This is a genomic window from Caballeronia sp., from assembly GCF_028292365.1.
GTDB lineage: Bacteria > Pseudomonadota > Gammaproteobacteria > Burkholderiales > Burkholderiaceae > Caballeronia.
In genome coordinates, this window is the sequence record NZ_JAQGMM010000487.1 from 1 (window position 1) to 19,560 (window position 19,560).

Below are 19,560 nucleotides of genomic sequence, written 5' to 3' on the forward strand. Positions count from 1 at the left end.
CCGCTTCCATGCCGCCGGCTGTTTGTATCGCTGCACCGATCTTCTCAATTGCCTGAGCATTCGCTACAGCCACCGCCAGAATGGCCGACGCCTCGCCTTCGGCCTGATTGATCTGCGCCTGACGCTCTCCTTCGGACTTATGAATGGCCGCTTCGCGTGCGCCCCACGCAATATTGATCTGCTCCTGCTTGCGACCTTCGGACGCAGCAATCACCGCCCGCTTCTCACGCTCGGCCGTAATTTGCGCCTGCATTGCGTGCAGGATTTCCTTCGGTGGCGTCAGATCCTTGATTTCATAACGCAGCACTTTCACACCCCAGTTCGCCGCTGCCTGGTCGAGCGACGTGACAATGCTGTGGTTGATGTAGTCGCGTTCCTCGAAGGTCTTGTCGAGTTCAAGCTTGCCGATCACCGAACGCAAGGTGGTCTGCGACAACTGCGTGATCGCGTAGATAAAGTTGCTCGATCCATACGACGCTTTCATGGCGTCCGTCACCTGAAAGTACAGCACGCCGTCCACCTGCAACTGCGTGTTGTCACGCGTGATACAGACCTGGCTCGGCACTTCCAGCGGAATTTCCTTCAGCACGTGCTTGTAGGCCACGCGGTCGATGAACGGCAGGACGATGGTCAGTCCCGGCGTGAGGGTCGCGTGATAGCGCCCGAGCCGCTCCAGCACCCATGCGTGTTGCTGCGGCACGATCTTGATCGTCTGCGCGGCAATCGCGATGACGATGATCAACAAAATAGCCCCGATGATAGTCACGTCCATTTCTACTCCTTGTTATGCGTGTCTTGCTTGTCGACCTGCTTATTGACCTGCTTATCGACCTGCTTGGGAAAGCTGAAACTCCGGTCCAACGTCTCAGCGTTTTGCCGCCACCACCAGCGTGTTACCGGAAAACGCCGTGATCCTGTACATATGTGCGCCTTCGGTTTCTCCCGGCGCCAGTTCAATGTCCCATTCCGCCCCGCGATACAATGCCCGCGCGCGGCCCTCATGCCACTCGTTCACCTTCAGCGTCTCGCCAATGTCCAGGTTCACGCCCGGATCATGCGATGCATCGCGTCGGGTCACGTGGCCCAGCTTCGAACGCCGCAATACAGTGACGGCGATCATCGCGACCAACGCGGCCACGAGCAGTTCGATCTCCAGTCCCGCGCCCAAAAAATGCGCGATCCCGCCCGCGATAAAACCAATCGCCACCATCAACAGATAAAACGTACCGGACATCAACTCGAGCAACACGAGCACCCCGGCGCCGATCCACCAGAAAAGTCCGTTAGCAGCCATGCGTTACCTCCAAACAAAAACACCCCGGAACGTCCGGGGTGTTATAGCACGCTTACTGTTTTGAAAGCTTGACACTCTTTCGATGCAGCTGCATGTTTCGCTTCCTGCGCTGACCTATTGCGCTTACTTGTTCAAAGCTTTTGCCAGCGTCTTCCATGTATCGATGATCGTGTCCGGATTCAGCGACATCGACTCAATGCCTTCCTTCGCAAGCCATTCGGCGAGGTCCGGATGGTCTGACGGGCCTTGACCGCAAATGCCCACGTACTTACCCAGTCGCAGACAGGTTTCAATCGCGCGCTTCAGCATGAACTGCACAGCCGGATCGCGCTCGTCAAAGTCGATTGCAAGCAATTCCATGCCGGAATCGCGGTCCAGACCCAGCGTGAGTTGCGTCAGGTCATTCGATCCGATCGAGAAGCCGTCGAAGAACTGCAGGAACTCTTCAGCGAGAATCGCGTTCGACGGAATCTCGCACATCATGATCAACCGCAGACCGTTCACGCCGCGTTTCAGGCCGAACTTCTCGAGCAGCCCAACGACCTTTTCAGCCTGTGCCAGCGTACGCACGAACGGCACCATGATCTCGACGTTATCGAGGCCCATCTCTTCGCGCACCTTCTTCAACGCGATACATTCCATCTGGAAGGCTTCGGCGAAGTCCTCCGAGATATAACGCGATGCGCCGCGGAAGCCGAGCATGGGATTCTCTTCGTCCGGCTCATAACGCGAACCGCCGATCAGCTTCTTGTACTCATTCGACTTGAAGTCGGACAGACGCACGATCACCGGCTTCGGGTAGAACGCTGCCGCGATCGTCGCGATACCTTCGGTCAGCTTGTCGACATAAAACGCCCGCGGCGATGCATGGCCACGCGCCACGCTTTCCACCGCCTTCTTCAAGTCGGCATCAACGTTCGGGTACTCGAGAATCGCCTTCGGATGCACGCCGATGTTGTTGTTGATGATGAACTCGAGCCGCGCCAGACCCACGCCTGCATTCGGCAGATGCGAGAAGTCGAAGGCGAGTTGCGGATTGCCGACGTTCATCATGATCTTGACCGGAATCTCGGGCAGTTCGCCACGCTCGACTTCGGTCACTTCGGTTTCAAGCAGGCCGTCGTAGATCTTGCCTTCGTCGCCTTCCGCGCACGACACCGTCACCAACTGGCCTTCCTTCAGCAAGTCGGTGGCGTCGCCACAGCCCACCACTGCCGGCACGCCCAGTTCGCGCGCGATGATGGCCGCGTGGCAAGTGCGTCCGCCACGATTCGTGACAATAGCCGATGCACGCTTCATCACCGGCTCCCAGTTCGGGTCGGTCATGTCGGCCACCAGCACGTCGCCGGGCTGCACACGATCCATCTCCGACGGATCGTGAATGACACGCACCGGACCTGCGCCAATTTTCTGGCCGATAGCGCGGCCCGTGGCCAGCACGTTCGACTGGCCTTTCAGCTTGAAGCGCATTTCAGCCTTGCCCGCAGCCTGACTCTTCACCGTTTCAGGACGTGCCTGGAGAATGAAGATCTTGCCGTCGCGGCCGTCCTTGCCCCACTCGATATCCATCGGACGCTGATAATGCTTTTCGATGATCACCGCGTACTTCGCGAGCTGGATCACGTCTTCGTCAGTGATGGAGAAGCGGTTGCGCTGCTCGTGCGACACGTCGACGGTCTTCACGCGGCCGGCTTCGCCAGCGCTCGTGAATTCCATCTTGATGAGCTTCGAGCCGATCGAACGGCGGATGATGGGGTACTTGCCTTGTTCGAGCGTGGTCTTGAAGACGTAGAACTCGTCCGGATTCACGGCGCCCTGCACGACTGTTTCGCCCAGGCCGTAGCTCGACGTAATGAACACGGCGTCTTTAAAGCCTGACTCGGTATCGAGCGTGAACATCACGCCTGCTGCGCCCACGTCCGAGCGAACCATGCGCTGCACGCCTGCCGACAACGCAACTTCAGCGTGCGTAAAGCCCTTGTGCACGCGATACGAAATAGCTCGGTCGTTATACAGCGACGCGAACACGTGCTTCATGCGGTCAAGCACTTCATCGATGCCAACCACGTTCAAATAGCTTTCCTGCTGACCCGCGAACGATGCGTCCGGCAAGTCTTCAGCGGTAGCCGAGGAGCGCACGGCGAACGAAAGCTCTTCCGGCGAGCCGTTTTGCAGCGTGTCGAAGCCTTTGCGTATCAATTCTTCGAGGCGCGGTTGCATCGGTGCATCGACGATCCATTGACGGATCTCCTTGCCGGCTTCGGCCAAGGCTTTCACGTCGTCCACGTCGAAGAGTTCCAGACGTTTGGCGATGCGGTCGGTCAGGTTGTTGTGATGCAGGAAGTCGCGAAACGCCTGCGCCGTGGTCGCAAAACCGGTGGGCACCTGCACGCCGGCTTCGGCGAGCTGGCTGATCATCTCGCCGAGTGACGCATTCTTGCCGCCGACAATGTCGACGTCGGTCATTCGCAACTGCTCGAATGGCACTACATACGCCTGGTCCTTTGCAACGTTAGCTTCGTTAGTCATGTAAGCCCCTAAGGTGGATGGAATTCACGATCATGCAAGTGGGCTCGAAGCGGCGGCGCTCATTGGAAGCGCGTACCGCAACCTGCATAACCTGTTTGATAAGCACATGCCGCATGTTTCGATCCGCGCACCGCTTGGGGCGCGGCGTATCGTGTATCCGCCGGAACGTGAGCCCTTGACAAACCACGTTGCAGTGCTGAAAAACACGACTTCGAAACACATCGATATCGGTTAAAACTGCCCATAAAATCTACGTTTTGTTTCTAAAACGCACCAATGAGCGGTAACTTCCGTGAATCGATGATTAATCGTCCGCAATTGCTTATCGAACAGGTTGCCGCTATTCTACCGTGCTAACTCTTGGAAATGTTTCATCGCGGGGCATAAAAGCGCTGCGCAATGAGGCTCTTCACACGCGGATGGTGTGACGGCGCACATCGGGTGTTTTAGTGGATACTTAGTTTAAAGATATTCGCTTGAACGCCGTTCGCGGTCCGCAGTTGCCGCCGCTTGCGTGAAGACCTTTTGCTGGCCTTTTGCGCCAATCCGTTGACCGTCCTGTCAGTTGCTCCTGAGTTGCATTAACCCATCATAATCACCGTCAGTTCATTTCACGTCACTCACGACATTTTCACGACCCTCAACGCCAATGCCGCCCACCGTATTCATCGTTTCCGATGGCACCGGGATCACTGCCGAGACATTCGCGCACTCGATCCTGTCCCAGTTCGACCAGAAATTCCGGCTCGTGCGCGTGCCGTTTGTCGATTCGACCGAGAAGGCGCATGCGACCATCGCGAAGATCAATGAGGCCGTGTCCCTCGATGGCCGTCGGCCGATTGTGTTCACCACGCTGGTGGACAGCGCGTCCAACGAGATCGTGCAGCGGTCGAATGCGCTGGTGCTGAACATGTTCCAGACGTTTATCGAGCCATTGGAACTGGAACTCGACATCAAGTCGACGCACGCAATGGGCCGGGTCCACCAGAACGCGGATACGGACGAATACAAAAACCGGATCGAGGCGATCAATTTTTCGCTGGCGCACGACGATGGCCAGTCGAATCGCAATCTCTCCGACGCCGATGTGATTCTGGTCGGGGTGTCGCGCAGCGGCAAGACGCCAACGTCGCTTTATCTGGCTATGCAGTACGGTGTTAAGGCAGCGAACTATCCGTTGATTCCGGAAGACTTCGAGCGCGGCCGATTGCCTACACCGTTGCTGCCGTATCGGGAAAAGATGTTCGGCTTGTCGATCGATCCGCAGCGGCTGGCGGAGATTCGCAATGAACGCCGGCCGGGGAGTAAATATGCGGCGCTGGAGAACTGCCGCTACGAGATCAACGAAGCCGAAGCGATGATGAAGCGCGAGGGGGTCAAGTGGTTATCGTCGACGCATAAGTCGATTGAGGAGATCGCCACGACCATCCTGCAGGAGATCCGGCTGGAGCGGCCATCGTATTACTAGGTTTCACTCGCGCCGGAGGCATATATGCGAAAGCCGTTTTCAACCAAGGTTGAAAACGGCTTTTTTTGCGAACTCGCGCGATGGCTTTCGTGACTATCGGCGTTGCTGCCGGCATTGCTCAAAGATGCAAATCGCAGCAGCAGCCGCCACATTCAGCGACTCCATGCCGCCCGGCTGGGGTATCGTCACTCGAAGCGTCGCGTGGTCGCGCCAGAACGGCGAAACGCCCGCGCCCTCATTGCCCATGACCCAGGCCACGGGCCCGGACAAGTCGGCATCGTAGATCGCTTTTGCTCCGTGCGAATCGGTGATCGTCACCCGCACCTCAGAGCCAAGCCGCGACATCAACTCCTCCGGTTCGACGTCCTCATAAATGCCGAGCAGGAAATGCGCGCCCATACCCGAGCGCAGCACCTTCGATGACCACGCATACACCGTCCCCGGCGCGCAAAACACGTGCTGAACGCCAGCCGCCGCAGCACTCCGCAAAATGGATCCGACATTGCCGGCATCCTGGATACCATCGAGAACCAGACACGTCTCGGCAATGCGTTCGGGCAACGATAGCTCAAGCTTCTCGACCAGCAACACCATCCCTATGCCATGCACGACACTCGATAGCTGTCCGAACAAAGCATCGGGTAACGTATAAACGTGCGCGGGATCGATTCGCTCGACAATCTGCCGCGCTTCCTCGTGCTGAAGCGCACCCTCGGTCACAACGCACGTCTCAGGCTGCCCCGCTGCATCAAGATAAGCACTGGCCAGATGCAGCCCTTCGAGCAGCGCATGACCGCTGCGACGCTGCTGCGCGGTCGACCCGGCGAGCGCCTTCAACCGCTTGTAGAGCGGGTTGTCCCGCGAGGTAATGGATTTCACTGGGGGAATTCAGAACGGAGGAGCGTCGATGCCCTGTTCCGCCGCAGCCGCTTCCAGCACCTGCGCAGCAACAACCGGCAACGGCAGACCTAAGCGCGCGTGCGCTTCACGAACAGGCGCAAACGAGCGTCGATGATGCTCGCAAGGCCCATGTTCAAGCAACGCCTTCAGGTGCTGCGGCGTGCCGTAACCGGCGTGGGCATTGAAACCATAAATAGGGTGGACTTCGTGCAATTGCAGAAGCATCCGGTCGCGCGTGACTTTAGCCAGAATTGAAGCCGCCGAAATTTGCGCAATCAACGCGTCGCCACCAATAACGGCCACCGAACGCATCGACAACTGCGGACACCGGTTACCGTCGATCTTCGCCACCGTCGGCGTGACCGACAGCCCTTCCACCGCGCGTTTCATCGCGAGCATGGTGGCGTGCAGAATGTTGATCGTGTCGATCTCCTCGACCGTTGCCGAGGCCACGCAATAGGCCAGCGCACGGTCGATGATCTTCTCGTACAACTCCTCGCGCTTCTTGGCGCTCAGCACCTTCGAGTCGTCGAGTCCGCGAATCCTGGGTTTCGATGGATCGAAGATCACCGCCGCCGCCACCACAGGACCGGCCAGCGGGCCACGGCCGGCTTCGTCCACGCCGCAAATGACGTCGGACGGGGTATCGACATCAAAGTCGAACGCAGGCTGCACCGCCCGCCGAACCACGCCTTTCACGACGATCTTCGCCATTACCGCGGCCTCCTCGTTTCCAGCACCTGCGCCACGGCCTCCGCAGCACGTTGAGCCGTGTTCTGACGCAACGCGTGGTGCATTTCCGTGAAGATTTCCGTCAGTGTCGCGCGGTTCGCATCGTCGTTCAACTGTTTCAGCGTGGCGTCGGCGAGCGCTTCGGGCGTGGCGAAATGCTGGAGGATTTCCGGCACGACAAACCGCCCGGCAAGGATGTTCGGCAAGCCGACATACGGCAAATAACCCTGCCGCTGCATGATCTGGCCCGTCAGCCAAGGCACCTTGTACGAGATGACCATCGGCTTTTTAAGCAACGCCGCTTCCAGCGTCACCGTGCCGCTCTTGACCAGAATGGCGTCGGCGGCAGTCATCGCAACCTGGGCCTTGCCTTCAGTAATAGTCAGCGAGAGATTCGGATGCGCGGCGACCAGCGGCTGCAACAACTCGCGCAACGCGGCATTCGCTGCCGGCATCACGAAACGCACGCCGGGCTCGCGAAGCTGCATGAGTTCCATCGCGTCGAAAAACGTCGGGCCGATCAGCGCGATCTCCGAACGCCGGCTGCCTGGCAACACCGCGATGACCGGACCGCCTTCCGGCAAGCCCAATGCGTGGCGCGCGCCTTCTACGTCAGGCACGAGCGGGATTTCATCGGCGAGCGGATGGCCCACGTACGTGGACGCAATACCCGCCTTCTCCATCAGCGCCGGTTCGAACGGGAACACGCACAGCATGTGATCAACGGCTTTGACGATCTTCTTGATCCGGCCGCCGCGCCACGCCCAGATCGACGGACACACGAAATGCACCGTCGGAATACCAGCGTCGCGCAACGCATGTTCCAGGCCAAAATTGAAATCGGGCGCATCCACGCCAATGAACACCGAAGGCGGCTCCGCGAGCAGTTGCCGCTTGAGTTCGTTGCGGATGCCCAGGATCTCGGGAATATGCTTCAGCGCTTCGACGTACCCGCGCACCGTGAGCTTGTCCATCGGCCAGTGGGCATCGAAACCGGCCGCCGTCATGCGTGGACCGCCGATCCCGTTGAACTGCGTCCCGGCCGGCAGGCGCTGGTTCAGGCCCTCGAGCAGGGAAGCCGCGAGCAGATCTCCCGACGGCTCGCCCGCCACCATCGCAACGCGCAGGGGGGCGGGAGCCAGCGTCATTGGGCGCTCGGTCAACGGATGATGCCGCGCTGCGACGCGTCGATGAAATCGGCCAGCGCGGTCACAGGCGCATCACCATCGCCGCCTGCAGAAGCGAGTTCGCGCAATTGCACCTTCGCTTCTTCCAGCGTCGCGCCGCTCTTGTACAACACGCGATACGCTGAACGCAGCGCTGAAATAGCCTCAGCCGAAAAACCGCGCCGGCGCAGCCCTTCCACATTGATACCGTGCGGTTCAGCCTTGTTACCGGCAGCAATCACAAACGGCGGGATGTCCTGCACGAGCGCGGACGCGCCACCCAGCATGGAATGTGCGCCGATGCGCACGAACTGATGCACGCCCGACATGCCGCCCACAATAGCGTGGTCGCCAATGATCACGTGACCCGCCAGTTGCGCGTTGCTCGACATGATGACGTTATTACCCAACTGGCAGTCATGGCCCACATGCACGTACGCCATGATCCAGTTGTCGTCGCCGATGGTGGTGACGCCCGTATCCTGCACCGTGCCGGTATGAATGGTGGTGAATTCGCGGATGGTGTTGCGGTCGCCAATCACAAGCCGGGTCGGCTCGTCCTTGTACTTCATGTCCTGCGGCCGGCCGCCAACCGATGCGTAATGGCCGATGCGGTTGTCGCTGCCGAGGACCGTATGGCCTTCGATTACGCTGTGCGAGCCGATAGTCGTGCGCGCGCCAATCTGCACGTGCGGGCCGATGATCGCGTACGGGCCGACTTCGACGGATTCGTCGAGCTGCGCGCCCGGCTCGATAATCGCGGTAGGGTGAATCTTGCTCATGCGCCCTCGCTTGGTGTTCTGTTGCTGAGTTTGCCCTGCTCTGCCGCGCCTGTTATGGCGTGCCGGGCGTCTTCGTGTCGGCGGCCGTGTTTTTCACGGTGCACATCAGTTCGGCTTCCGCTGCCACCGCGCCGTCCACTTCGGCACGCGCGCTGAACTTCCAGATACCGCGCATGTAGCGCTCGAAGTTCACGTTCAGGATCAGCTGGTCGCCGGGTTCGACTACGCGCTTGAAGCGCGCCTTGTCGATGCCCACGAAGTAATACAGAGTGGTTTCAGGATCGTGCGGTTCCTTTTCCTCGGCGAACGTCAGCAGCGCGGCTGCCTGCGCAAGCGCTTCGAGAATCAGCACGCCGGGCATCACGGGCCGTGTCGGGAAATGACCCTGGAAATACGGCTCGTTGATCGACACGTTCTTCAGCGCTTTGATGCTCTGATGCGGCGTGAGTTCGAGTACACGGTCCACGAGCAGGATCGGATACCGATGCGGCAGCAACGTGAGAATCTTGTGGATGTCTAGATTGATTTTTTCGGTGCTCATAGTCGTTCTGCTCGCGCGCTTCACAGCGCGGGTGTTGACTGCGAGACCGTTTGTCAGAAGCTGACAAACGGTCTCGCGTGGGATGCTGGTTTTCACCGCGGTTTTACCGTCTTAATGCTTGCCTGAAGTACTGTCCGGGGCGTTATCCGCTGTGTTATCCGGGTTAGTGCCCGCGGCTACAGCCGCTTCAAGTGTCTTGATGCGTTCGCGCAACTTGTCCAGATTGCGCACAATGGCAGCGCTTTTGTTCCAGTCAGCGTGATTCACGGCGGGGAATGCGCTGGTGTACATGCCCGGCTTCAGCAGCGACTTCGACACGCCGGATTGTGCCGTGACAATCACGTAGTCCGCCAGCGTCACGTGGCCCGCAATGCCCACCGCGCCGCCGATCATGCAGTGCCGCCCGATGTTCGTGCTGCCCGCAATGCCCGCGCAGCCTGCAATCACCGTATAAGCGCCAATCCGGCAGTTATGCCCGATCTGGACCTGATTATCGATCTTGACGCCTTCCTCGATCACCGTGTCGGCCATTGCGCCCCGGTCGATCGTGGTGTTCGCGCCAATCTCCACGTCCTCCGCCACGACCACGGCGCCAACTTGCGGGATCTTGACCCAACTGCCGGTGCGCGCATCGCCGTCGCCGACGAAATCCGCGGCAAAACCAAAACCGTCCGCACCGATCACCGCGCCCGCATGCACGATCACGCGCGCACCGAGCTTACAGCCATGATAGACGGTCACGTGGGGATAAAGATGGACATCGTCGGCCAGCTTCACGCCCCGGCCAATCGACACGCCTGCGTCCAGCTTCACACGCTCGCCAATCTCAGCGCCCGCGTCCACGCTCACGTGCGGCCCGATCACGGCACTCGCCGCCACCTTCGCACCCGGATGGATAAACGCCGTGGGATGCACGCCGGGCTCGACCGGCGGCGTCGCGAGGTCGATGAAAACCTGCGCCACACGCGCAAAATAAGCGTAAGGATTCGCCGTGACGATAAAGTTACGCCCTTCTGGCGTCGCCACTTTTTCCAGGTCCGCTGGGGAAATCAACACCGCACCGGCCTGCGTGCTTTCCACTTGAGACAGATATTTCTGGTTCGCGAGAAAAGCGAGTTGCGTGGGGCCGGCTTTGTCGAGCGGCGCAAGGCCACTCACGCGATGCGCTGCATCGCCTGCAATGTCTCCGCCGAAGCGCTGTGTCAGTTCACCCAGTGTGATCGCGCTGTCTGATGCCATCCGGTACCGCTCCCGATCAGTTCGAACTGCTAGCTGGGTTGGTCGACAGGCTCGCCTGATTTGCGGCCAGCGCCTTCAGCACCTGATCGGTGATATCGATACGCGGACTGACGTACACCGCTTCCTGCACGATCAGGTCGTAATGCTGCGCCTCGGCAATCTGCTTGATGACCTTGTTCGCCTTGTCCAGGACCGCAGCAAGCTCTTCGTTACGACGCTGGTTCAAGTCTTCGCGAAATTCGCGTTGTTTGCGCTGGAAGTCCTGGTCGAGCTGCGACAAATCGCGTTGCTTGGCGGCACGGTCGGCAGGCGCCATGGTGGCACCGTTCTTGTCCATTGCGTCCGACATGGTCTTCAGACGCGCTGCCATGTCCTGCAATGCCTTGTCGCGCTTCGAAAATTCCAGTTCGAGCTTGCTCTGCGCCGCCTTGGCCGCTGCCGACTCACGCAAGATCCGATCGGAGTTGACGGCTGCAATCCGGGTCTCCTGCGCCTCTGCCGTGGCGGCACCCATCAGGCCGAGCGTCACCGACATAACAAGCGCCAACGCTACATGTTTCGAAAGCTTACCGGTTCGCAAAGTCTTCCTCACGTTACTTATTTACACCACTGACTTATCTTGCTCAATCAAGTCGCTCAATCAGCTCATTGAATCAGATCCCTGAATCAGCTTATTGCGTCAGATCACCAAGTTAAGCCACTGCGTCCGGCGTCCCGGTTCCGCGACAAGAGCGGAAAACCGGGCCACCAACACATCCCGATCGCGGTTTAGAACGCCGTACCGATCTGGAACTGGAACTTCTGATACTGGTCGCCGGCATGCTTCGTCACCGGGAAACCCAGGCTCAACTTGAGCGGACCGATTGGCGAGATCCAAGCCAGACCGAAACCGTAACCATACCGCAGGCCGTTCGCACCAGTGGTCGTACCGCCCTGTCCCGGATCGCCCCAGACGTTACCACCGTCAAGGAAGGTAAAGACGCGCAACGTGCGGTCATAACCCGTACCCGGCAACGGGAAGGTCAACTCGATGTTACCCACGGCCATGCGCGAACCACCGATCGGGTCACCCGTGGTCGTGTCACGCGGACCCAGCGAGCTCGGTTCATACCCGCGAACCGAGCCGATACCGCCAGCATAGTAGTTCTTGAAAATCGGGTAGGTCTGGCCTTGCAGGCCCTTACCGTAGCCGCCCTGCAAGTTAAAGCCGAGCACGAAACCGCGCGCGAACGAATAGTAATACTGCGCTTGCGCATCGGCCTTGATGTAGGTGGTGTTACCCGCCGGCGTACCGTATTCGAAGTTCGTCTGCGTGTAATAACCGCGGCTCGGGACCAGCGCGCTGTCACGATTGTCACGCGACCAGCCAACCGTCACCGGCACGTTGTTCACTACGCGGCCGAACTCGTTGACGTAGTCCTTGTAGCTTTGCGGCGTGTTGGCATCGATGTCGAGCGTGTTCTGCTCGAGACCCGCGCCGAAGTACACCGTGTCCTGCTCCGAGAACGGAATGCCGAACTTCAGGTCACCACCAATGGTAACGATCTTGAAGCTGGAATCCGTGGAGTAATAGAGCGGCTGATACGTGCGGTAATATAGGTCGGTAATGCGCTTGATGCCGTCGATGGTGAAGTATGGATCGACTTGCGTCACCGTCAACGTCCGGTACGTCTTGGCCGTGTTGATATTGACGGAAAGGCTGGTACCCGAACCGAATACGTTGTCCTGCGACACGCCCGCTGACAGCACGACCTTGTCCGTTGACGAGAAACCCGCGCCGAGCGTAATCGCACCGGTCGGCTTTTCCGCGACTTTCACGTCCACATCCACTTGGTCGTTCGTGCCTTCGACCGGAATCGTGGTCACGTCCACATCGGTAAAGTAACCGAGACGATTCACGCGATCCTTCGATAACGCCAGCCGGCTCGAATCGAACCAGGAGCTTTCGAGCTGACGCATTTCGCGGCGCACCACTTCGTCACGCGTACGCGTATTGCCGACGATGTTCACGCGCCGCACATACACGCGGCGGCTCGGATCCACATTCAATGTGAGGTCGACGGTGTGGTCGGCTTGATTGATCTGCGGCTGGGCATTGACCTGCGCGAACGCGTAGCCATATTCGCCGAGCTTGTCCACAATCGCCTTGGTGGTCGCCTGCAGCTTTTCCGCCGAAAAACGGTCGCCCGGTTTGATCTTGATGAGTTTGTTCAACTCGGCCGAGCGGTCGAGCAGATTACCCGAGAGCTTGATTGCGCTGATCTTGTACGGTTCGCCTTCGTGCAGCGCGATCGTCAGGTACATGTCCTTCTTGTCGGGCGAGATGGACACCTGCGTCGACTCGATGTTGAACTCGAGATAACCGCGATTCAGGTAGTACGAGCGTACGTTTTCAAGGTCGCCCGTGAGCTTGTCTTTCGCGTACAAGTCGTTCTTCGTGTACCACGAGAACCAGTTCGGCGTGGACAACTGCATCTCGTCGCGCAGCGTGCCCGTGCTGACCGCCTTGTTGCCGATGAAGTTGATCTGGCGGATCTTCGCGCTCGGACCTTCAGCCACCGAAAACAGGATCTGCACGCGATTACGGTCGACCGGCGTCACGGTGGTCGTCACTTCGGCAGCATAGAACCCGCGCGTCAGGTACTGGCGCTTGAGTTCCTGCTCGGCTTTGTCGACGAGCGCCTTGTCGTACGAGCGGCCTTGCGACAAGCCCACTGCGCGCAACGCCTTCGCGAGGTTGTCCTTTTCGAACTCGTGGATCCCGGAGAAGTCGATCTGCGAAATGGCCGGACGCTCCTGCACCTGCACCACCACCACGTTGCCCTGTGTAGCGATCTGGACATCGTTGAAGAAGCCCGTTGCATAAAGCGCGCGAATTGCCTCGGAGGCTTTGTCGTCGGTGAACGTGTCGCCCTGCTTGATAGGCAGGTAGGCGAATACCGAACCGGGTTCAATGCGCTGAAGGCCGTCAATCCGGATGTCCTGCACGACAAACGGCGTTGTCGCGTGCGCCGCCATTCCGGTTGCGGCCAATGCTGCGGCCACAGCCGACTTAGGAACAAAGCGATGAGGTTTGAACAACGTGCTTCCCCAGTGTGTATAGCTGCATCAAGCCGGACGGCGTTCGTTCAAGCGCCGCCAGACAAGATGGAAAAGGATCAAGGTGAAACGCCCAAGCCGGATCAAAAGCGGATCAGGCGGGCAAGGTCATTGAAGAGTGCGATCATCGACAACGCAACGATGCAAACAAGACCCGCCCGCTGCAAAACCAGTTGCCAGCGATCTGACACGGCCTTGCCGGTTGCGGCTTCAACCAAATAATATAACAGATGCCCACCGTCAAGAACCGGAATCGGTAACAAGTTCAAGACGCCGAGACTAATACTTACGAGCGCGAGGAATGAAAGAAACGCCGACAATCCAAGCCGCGCGCTCTTGCCGGCATAGTCGGCGATCGTCACCGGCCCCGAAAGATTTTTCAGCGACGCTTCGCCCGTGATCATCCGCCCGAACATGCGCAGCGAATAAATGCTGATGTCCCAGGTCCGCTTCACGCCCAACTGCAGGCTTTCGACCGGACCATAACGCACGTCCACCGACGGAATCCGGGTCGCGAGCGACGCGCCGATCCTGCCGACATCGCGGTTCGTGGCAGCGTCCTGCTTGAGCTCCGGCACGATCTGCACCACGCGCTGCGCGCCGTTGCGCTCAACGCTCAGTGAAACCGGCGTACCCGGACGATGCTGCACGTACTCGATAAAACCCATCGCGTTATCGATCTTTTTACCGTCGATAGCACGCAACACGTCGCCGGCCTGCAAGCCCGCTTTCGCCGCCGCGCTGCCCGCTTCCACACCGGCTACCGCCAGCGTGCCGCCACCCGGCTCGAAGCCGAGTTTATCCATGAAATCCTGGTCGATGTCCTGGTCGTCGATCTTCCCCACGCTCACCGGGAAATCGAAGGTACCGCCGTTCGTCTTGGCCGTCAGCACCACCCTGCGATGGTCGAATGATGCGTCGAGCAGTTTCCAGCGCAGGTCGGACCACGAGCGCACTTTATGCGTCTCGCCGCTTGCATCGCTGTCACTCTGCACGTCGCGTATTGAAACGACCGTCTCGCCGCCCTCGAAGCCCGCCTTCGCGGCGACGGTATTGGGCGCGGGCGCCGCGACAATTGCAGCCGGCTCCGACACGCCGCCCGCGAACACGCCGGCGAACAGCAAAATAGCGAGGATGAAGTTCGCCACCGGTCCCGCGATAACGATGGCGATCCGCTTGAACACCGGCTGTCGGTTGAACGCGCGCGGCAAATCGGCCTCGGGAATGCTCGTTTCCGCTTCGCGTTCGTCGAGCATCTTCACGTAGCCGCCGAGCGGCAGCGCCGAGATCGTCCACTCGGTCCCGGTGGTCTTGCTGACCCATTTCACGAGCGGCTTGCCGAATCCGACCGAAAATCGCAGGACCTTTACGCCGCACAGTCGCGCGACGCTGTAATGGCCGAACTCGTGGACGACGACCAGCACGCCGATAGCCACCACAAATGCAACGATTTCGATCAGGAAGTTCATGGCGACCTCAGTGCAGGACGCGTTCGGCGTGCGGCGCGTCGGCTGTCAGCAAAGCGGCGAACTCGCCTGCCAGGCGACGCGCTTCGGCATCGGCGGCGAGCATTTCATCAAGTGTCGATGCACTGCCATTCGGCAACGCATTCAGCACGCGCTCGACCACTTCCCCGATCGCCATGAAGCCGATACGGCGAGCAAGGAACGCCTCCACCGCGACCTCGTTGGCCGCGTTGAGCGCCGCGCTTGCAGTGCCGCCGGCTTCCAGCGCCTGCAGCGCGAGCGCGAGGCAAGGGAAACGTTTCAGGTCAGGCTTCTCGAAGGTGAGCGTTGCAATTTGTGCAAGATCAAGTTGCGCGACACCAGAATCCACCCGTTCCGGAAACGCCAGTGCATAGGCGATCGGCGTTCGCATGTCCGGGTTACCGAGTTGCGCGAGCACGGAACCGTCCGCGTATGAAACGAGCGAATGAATCACGCTTTGCGGATGGATCAGCACTTCAATGCGCGACCCCGGCACGTTGAAGAGCCAATGCGCCTCGATCACTTCGAGGCCCTTGTTCATCATCGTGGCGGAATCGACGGAAATCTTGCGGCCCATTGCCCAGTTCGGATGCTTGCAGGCTTCGTCGGGCGTGACGTGGCGCAGAGTAGACGGCTCGCGGGTGCGGAACGGGCCACCGGACGCTGTCAGGATGATCTTCGATACCCCGCCGTGCAGCGCTATCTCACGCGGCATGCACTGGAAGACCGCGTTGTGCTCGCTGTCGACAGGCAGCAACACCGCGTTGTTGTCGTGCACCGCGTCGATGAAAATCTTGCCCGACATGACCAGCGCTTCCTTGTTGGCCAGCAGGATGCGCTTGCCCGCACGCGCGGCAGCCAGCGTAGGCGCCAGACCCGCAGCACCGACAATAGCGGCAACCACCGTGTCGCAGACGGCGCTCTCAGAGACGTCCACAAGCGCTTGCGGACCGTAGCTCACCTCGGTCTTGCAGCCTTGGGCGCGCAGCGCGGCGGCGACCTTCGCGGCGGTATCCGCGTCACCGACCACCGCCACTTCCGGCTGGAACCGCACACACTGGTCGACGAGCTTGTCGCCGTTGCGATGCGCGCTCAGCGCGTAGACCTTGAAGCGGTCCGGGTGCCGCGCCACGACGTCGAGCGTGCTTTCGCCGATCGAGCCCGTGGAGCCGAGCAGAGTCAGACGTTTTTGCATAATTCCTTCTTTAGCCGATTAGCCGATTGACTGGGCAACAGGACCGAGCAACAGGAGTGCGATCGGCAATACGGGCAACAATGCGTCGATCCGGTCGAGGACGCCACCGTGCCCGGGCAGCAATCCGCTCGAGTCCTTGACGCCGGCCTGGCGTTTCAGCAGAGATTCGAACAGGTCACCAATTACGCTGAATACGGTCAGCACCGTCAGCGATAAAAGCGCCCCGGCCCAGCCGAGGTGCTCCACCAGCGCCGAAAAAAGTGTCGGCGCAAAAACCAGCGTGGCCGCGGCCGCCGAGCCGACGATCATCACCGCCAGCCAGCCGCCCAACGCGCCTTCGCGGGTTTTGCCCGGACTGATGGACGGCGCGAGTTTATGACGGCCGAACGCTTTTCCGGCGAAGTATGCGCCAATGTCGGCCAGCCATACGACTAGGAGAAGCGATAGCACGAACGCCACCCCGACCGTACGGGCCGCCACCAGCGCGTGCCAGCAGGCCACGAACGTCACAATGCCGGCGAACAGCAGGAACACTCGCCAGGCGCCGTCGGCGAGAGCGGGCTTGCGCGCAAGCGCGAACGGCCCGGCCAGCACCCAGAATATGGCCGCCATCTGATACAGCGGTTTGTAACCCAGCCCGAGTCGCGTGCTAGCGATCAGCGCCATGCCGGCAACCACCGCGTACACCACCGGCGACCCGCCACCCAGCTTCAGCAGCCGCGCCCACTCCCAGGCAGCAAAGATGACCACAACGGCGATCAGTGCCGCGAAAACGCCGACCGGCGCGAATAAGGTGACGGGCAGAAGCACTGCCAGCAGGACGATTGCCGTGATGACACGGGTCTTTAGCATGAAAGGGTGTCGGCCTTCTGCGATTGCGGTTCGAGTTGCGCGCTGGTCCGCCCGAACCGGCGTTCGCGCTCAGCATACGATTCGATCGCGCGAGCCAGTGCTTCGGCGTCGAAATCGGGCCAGTAGGTATCGGTGAAATAGAGCTCGGTGTACGCCATCTGCCATAGCAGGAAATTGCTGATGCGCTGCTCCCCGCCCGTCCGGATAAACAGGTCGGGCTCCGGCGCGTAGGCCATGGCGAGATGCTGCTCGAACGCCGCTTCGTCAACCGGGACGACACGGCCCTCCTGAACCGACTGCTCCGCCAGCTTTTTCGCCGCTTGCATGACGTCCCAACGGCCGCCGTAATTCGCCGCGATGGTCAGCGTCAGGCGCGTGTTGCGCGCCGTTTTGGTTTCGGCGCGCTGGATCAACGCACGGATACGGTCGTCGAACATGGAGGTGTCGCCGACCACGCGCAAACGGATGCCATTAGCGTGCAGTTTGCCGACTTCCCGTTCCAGCGCCGTCACGAACAGGCGCATGAGAAAGGAAACTTCGTCGGTTGGGCGACGCCAGTTTTCGGAACTGAAAGCAAACAGCGTCACGAATTCGACGCCCTGGCGCGCACAGCTTTCGACCGTTGCCCGCACGGCGTCGACGCCGCGCGTATGCCCGGCCACGCGCGGCAGGCGCCGTTGCGTCGCCCAACGGCCGTTGCCGTCCATGATGATCGCGATATGACGCGGGACAGCCGCGACATCGGGTACGCGAACGGTAGAGCTGGTATAGGTCATGGCCGCTGAATCTAAGTATCGACAGAGTGACGCGCCGGCACGACGCAAGAGACCGGAAACGGCCTCAAACCGTCATGATTTCGGCTTCTTTCGACACAACCAGCCTGTCGATTTCCGCGACGTTTTTATCGGTGAGCTTCTGGACGTCATCGCTTGCGCGACGTTCGTCGTCCTCGGAGATTTCCTTGTCCTTCACGAGCTTCTTCAGTTGCTCGTTGGCGTCACGACGCAGATTGCGCACGGCGATCTTGGCGTTTTCGCCTTCGCTCTTGACGACTTTCGTCAGCTCGCGGCGGCGTTCTTCCGTCAACGCGGGCATCGGGACGCGGATCTGATCGCCCTGATTGGAGGGGTTCAGGCCCAGATCCGAGTCGCGAATCGCCTTTTCCACCACCGGCACCATCTTCTTTTCCCACGCCTGGACGCCGATCGTACGGGCGTCGATCAGCGTCATGTTCGCCACTTGCGAAATGGGCACGCTCGAGCCGTAGTAATCCACCTGGATATGGTCCAGCAAGCCCGTGTGGGCGCGGCCCGTGCGGATCTTGGCAAGATCGTTCTTGAACGCTTCGATCGACTTCTGCATCTTCTGATCGACGCTCTTCCTAATGTCAGCCACACTCATTTGAGCCTCCGTACTTTTATTGCGTGCAGTGCCGGCGGTGGCAGCGCAGTTCCCGTGGGACCGCGTCCGCCCTCACCCTTTGTCACCGCGAGAGTTTACACGTGGACGAGCGTACCTTCGTCGTCGCCCTGAATGATGCGCTTGAGCGCGCCCGGCTTATTGATCGCAAACACACGAATAGGCAGCTTCTGGTCGCGGCACAGCGCAAAGGCCGTCGCGTCCATTACCTGCAGGTTCTTGCCGATCGCTTCGTCGAAACTGATCGTGCTGTAGCGCGTCGCGCTCGGATCTTTCTTGGGATCGGCGGAATATACACCGTCCACTTTGGTTGCTTTCAGCACGACTTCCGCACCAATTTCCGAGCCGCGCAGCGCAGCGGCGGTATCGGTGGTGAAAAACGGGTTGCCCGTACCTGCCGCAAAAATGACCACTTTACCTTCTTCGAGCTGGCGAATGGCGCGCGGGCGGATGTACGGCTCGACCACCTGGTCCATGCGCAGCGCGGATTGCACACGCGCCTCGATGCCGGCGTGGCGCATGGCGTCCTGCAATGCGAGCGCGTTCATCATGGTCGCGAGCATACCCATGTAATCGGCCGTCGCACGGTCCATCCCGGCCGCACCGCCCGCCACGCCGCGAAAAATATTACCGCCGCCGATGACGACCGCGAGTTGCGTGCCCATGCGCACCACTTCCGCGACGTCTGCCACCATCCTTTCGATTGTCGCGCGATTGATGCCGAAGGCATCGTCGCCCATTAGTGCTTCGCCGGAGAGTTTGAGGAGTACGCGTTTGTAGGCTGTGGGCATATGAGGGTTCCGATCGCGCCGAGAGGGAGTGCAACAACGTAGAACTGTAGGGGTGAAACGATATTT

General features: G+C 60.1%; 18 protein-coding genes. 1 reads left to right on the forward strand and 17 read right to left on the reverse strand.

Annotated elements, in window-relative coordinates; all coding sequences use genetic code 11:
* From JWR14_RS28260 to ppsA, 3 genes are all read right to left on the reverse strand, one after another.
* Positions 1 to 772, reverse strand: a 772-nt coding sequence (locus JWR14_RS28260; RefSeq protein WP_299715520.1) for a stomatin-like protein, incomplete at its 3' end; no start/stop codon positions are given.
* Between the two features lie 93 nt (positions 773 to 865).
* Entirely contained in the window at positions 866 to 1,294 is a 429-nt protein-coding gene (locus JWR14_RS28265) for an NfeD family protein (RefSeq protein WP_299715521.1), read from the reverse strand.
* A gap of 123 nt (positions 1,295 to 1,417) precedes the next feature.
* On the reverse strand, positions 1,418 to 3,823 hold the full coding sequence (gene ppsA, locus JWR14_RS28270; RefSeq protein WP_299715523.1) for a phosphoenolpyruvate synthase: 2,406 nt from the start codon (positions 3,821 to 3,823) through the stop codon (positions 1,418 to 1,420).
* Between the two features lie 649 nt (positions 3,824 to 4,472).
* Between ppsA and JWR14_RS28275 the strand changes: the two genes are divergently transcribed.
* Entirely contained in the window at positions 4,473 to 5,291 is an 819-nt protein-coding gene (locus JWR14_RS28275) for a pyruvate, water dikinase regulatory protein (RefSeq protein WP_062086846.1), read from the forward strand.
* Positions 5,292 to 5,384: 93 nt separating this feature from the next.
* On the opposite strand, the gene JWR14_RS28280 is transcribed toward JWR14_RS28275, so the two are convergent.
* The 14 genes from JWR14_RS28280 to pyrH form a co-directional block, all read right to left on the reverse strand.
* A complete protein-coding gene (locus JWR14_RS28280) occupies positions 5,385 to 6,170 on the reverse strand; it encodes an RNA methyltransferase (RefSeq protein ID WP_299715531.1) in 786 nt (261 codons plus the stop codon).
* A 9-nt stretch (positions 6,171 to 6,179) separates the two neighbouring features.
* Entirely contained in the window at positions 6,180 to 6,905 is a 726-nt protein-coding gene (gene rnhB / locus JWR14_RS28285; protein ID WP_299715534.1) for a ribonuclease HII, read from the reverse strand.
* Positions 6,905 to 8,071, reverse strand: coding sequence for a lipid-A-disaccharide synthase (gene lpxB, locus JWR14_RS28290; RefSeq protein WP_299715536.1), 1,167 nt, complete (start codon positions 8,069 to 8,071; stop codon positions 6,905 to 6,907). The genes rnhB and lpxB overlap by 1 nt, the downstream gene beginning before the upstream one ends.
* A gap of 11 nt (positions 8,072 to 8,082) precedes the next feature.
* Positions 8,083 to 8,871, reverse strand: coding sequence for an acyl-ACP--UDP-N-acetylglucosamine O-acyltransferase (lpxA, locus tag JWR14_RS28295; RefSeq protein ID WP_299715539.1), 789 nt, complete (start codon positions 8,869 to 8,871; stop codon positions 8,083 to 8,085).
* 52 nt (positions 8,872 to 8,923) lie between these two features.
* Complete coding sequence (gene fabZ, locus JWR14_RS28300) at positions 8,924 to 9,412, reverse strand: 3-hydroxyacyl-ACP dehydratase FabZ (protein ID WP_299715542.1); 489 nt, start codon at positions 9,410 to 9,412, stop codon at positions 8,924 to 8,926.
* Between the two features lie 111 nt (positions 9,413 to 9,523).
* Entirely contained in the window at positions 9,524 to 10,651 is a 1,128-nt protein-coding gene (gene lpxD / locus JWR14_RS28305; protein ID WP_299715545.1) for a UDP-3-O-(3-hydroxymyristoyl)glucosamine N-acyltransferase, read from the reverse strand.
* Positions 10,652 to 10,667: 16 nt separating this feature from the next.
* Positions 10,668 to 11,186 carry an OmpH family outer membrane protein gene (locus JWR14_RS28310; protein WP_299715548.1) on the reverse strand — a complete coding sequence of 173 codons (519 nt, stop codon included), beginning with the start codon at positions 11,184 to 11,186 and terminating at the stop codon, positions 10,668 to 10,670.
* A 233-nt stretch (positions 11,187 to 11,419) separates the two neighbouring features.
* A complete protein-coding gene (gene bamA / locus JWR14_RS28315; protein ID WP_299715551.1) occupies positions 11,420 to 13,732 on the reverse strand; it encodes an outer membrane protein assembly factor BamA in 2,313 nt (770 codons plus the stop codon).
* Positions 13,733 to 13,833: 101 nt separating this feature from the next.
* Entirely contained in the window at positions 13,834 to 15,219 is a 1,386-nt protein-coding gene (gene rseP / locus JWR14_RS28320) for an RIP metalloprotease RseP (RefSeq protein ID WP_299715554.1), read from the reverse strand.
* 7 nt (positions 15,220 to 15,226) lie between these two features.
* The gene (locus JWR14_RS28325) at positions 15,227 to 16,432 is read right to left on the reverse strand and encodes a 1-deoxy-D-xylulose-5-phosphate reductoisomerase (RefSeq protein WP_299715557.1); all 1,206 of its coding nucleotides are present in this window, start codon (positions 16,430 to 16,432) and stop codon (positions 15,227 to 15,229) included.
* 18 nt (positions 16,433 to 16,450) lie between these two features.
* On the reverse strand, positions 16,451 to 17,284 hold the full coding sequence (locus JWR14_RS28330) for a phosphatidate cytidylyltransferase (RefSeq protein WP_299715560.1): 834 nt from the start codon (positions 17,282 to 17,284) through the stop codon (positions 16,451 to 16,453).
* Positions 17,278 to 18,060, reverse strand: a complete 783-nt coding sequence (uppS, locus tag JWR14_RS28335; RefSeq protein WP_089159880.1) for a polyprenyl diphosphate synthase — start codon at positions 18,058 to 18,060, stop codon at positions 17,278 to 17,280. Before uppS ends, JWR14_RS28330 begins: the two co-directional genes overlap by 7 nt.
* A gap of 64 nt (positions 18,061 to 18,124) precedes the next feature.
* Positions 18,125 to 18,685 (reverse strand): ribosome recycling factor, encoded by a 561-nt coding sequence (gene frr / locus JWR14_RS28340; protein ID WP_299715566.1) that lies wholly within the window; start codon positions 18,683 to 18,685, stop codon positions 18,125 to 18,127.
* 95 nt (positions 18,686 to 18,780) lie between these two features.
* Entirely contained in the window at positions 18,781 to 19,494 is a 714-nt protein-coding gene (gene pyrH / locus JWR14_RS28345; protein WP_165088963.1) for a UMP kinase, read from the reverse strand.
* Between the last annotated feature and the right edge of the window lie 66 nt (positions 19,495 to 19,560).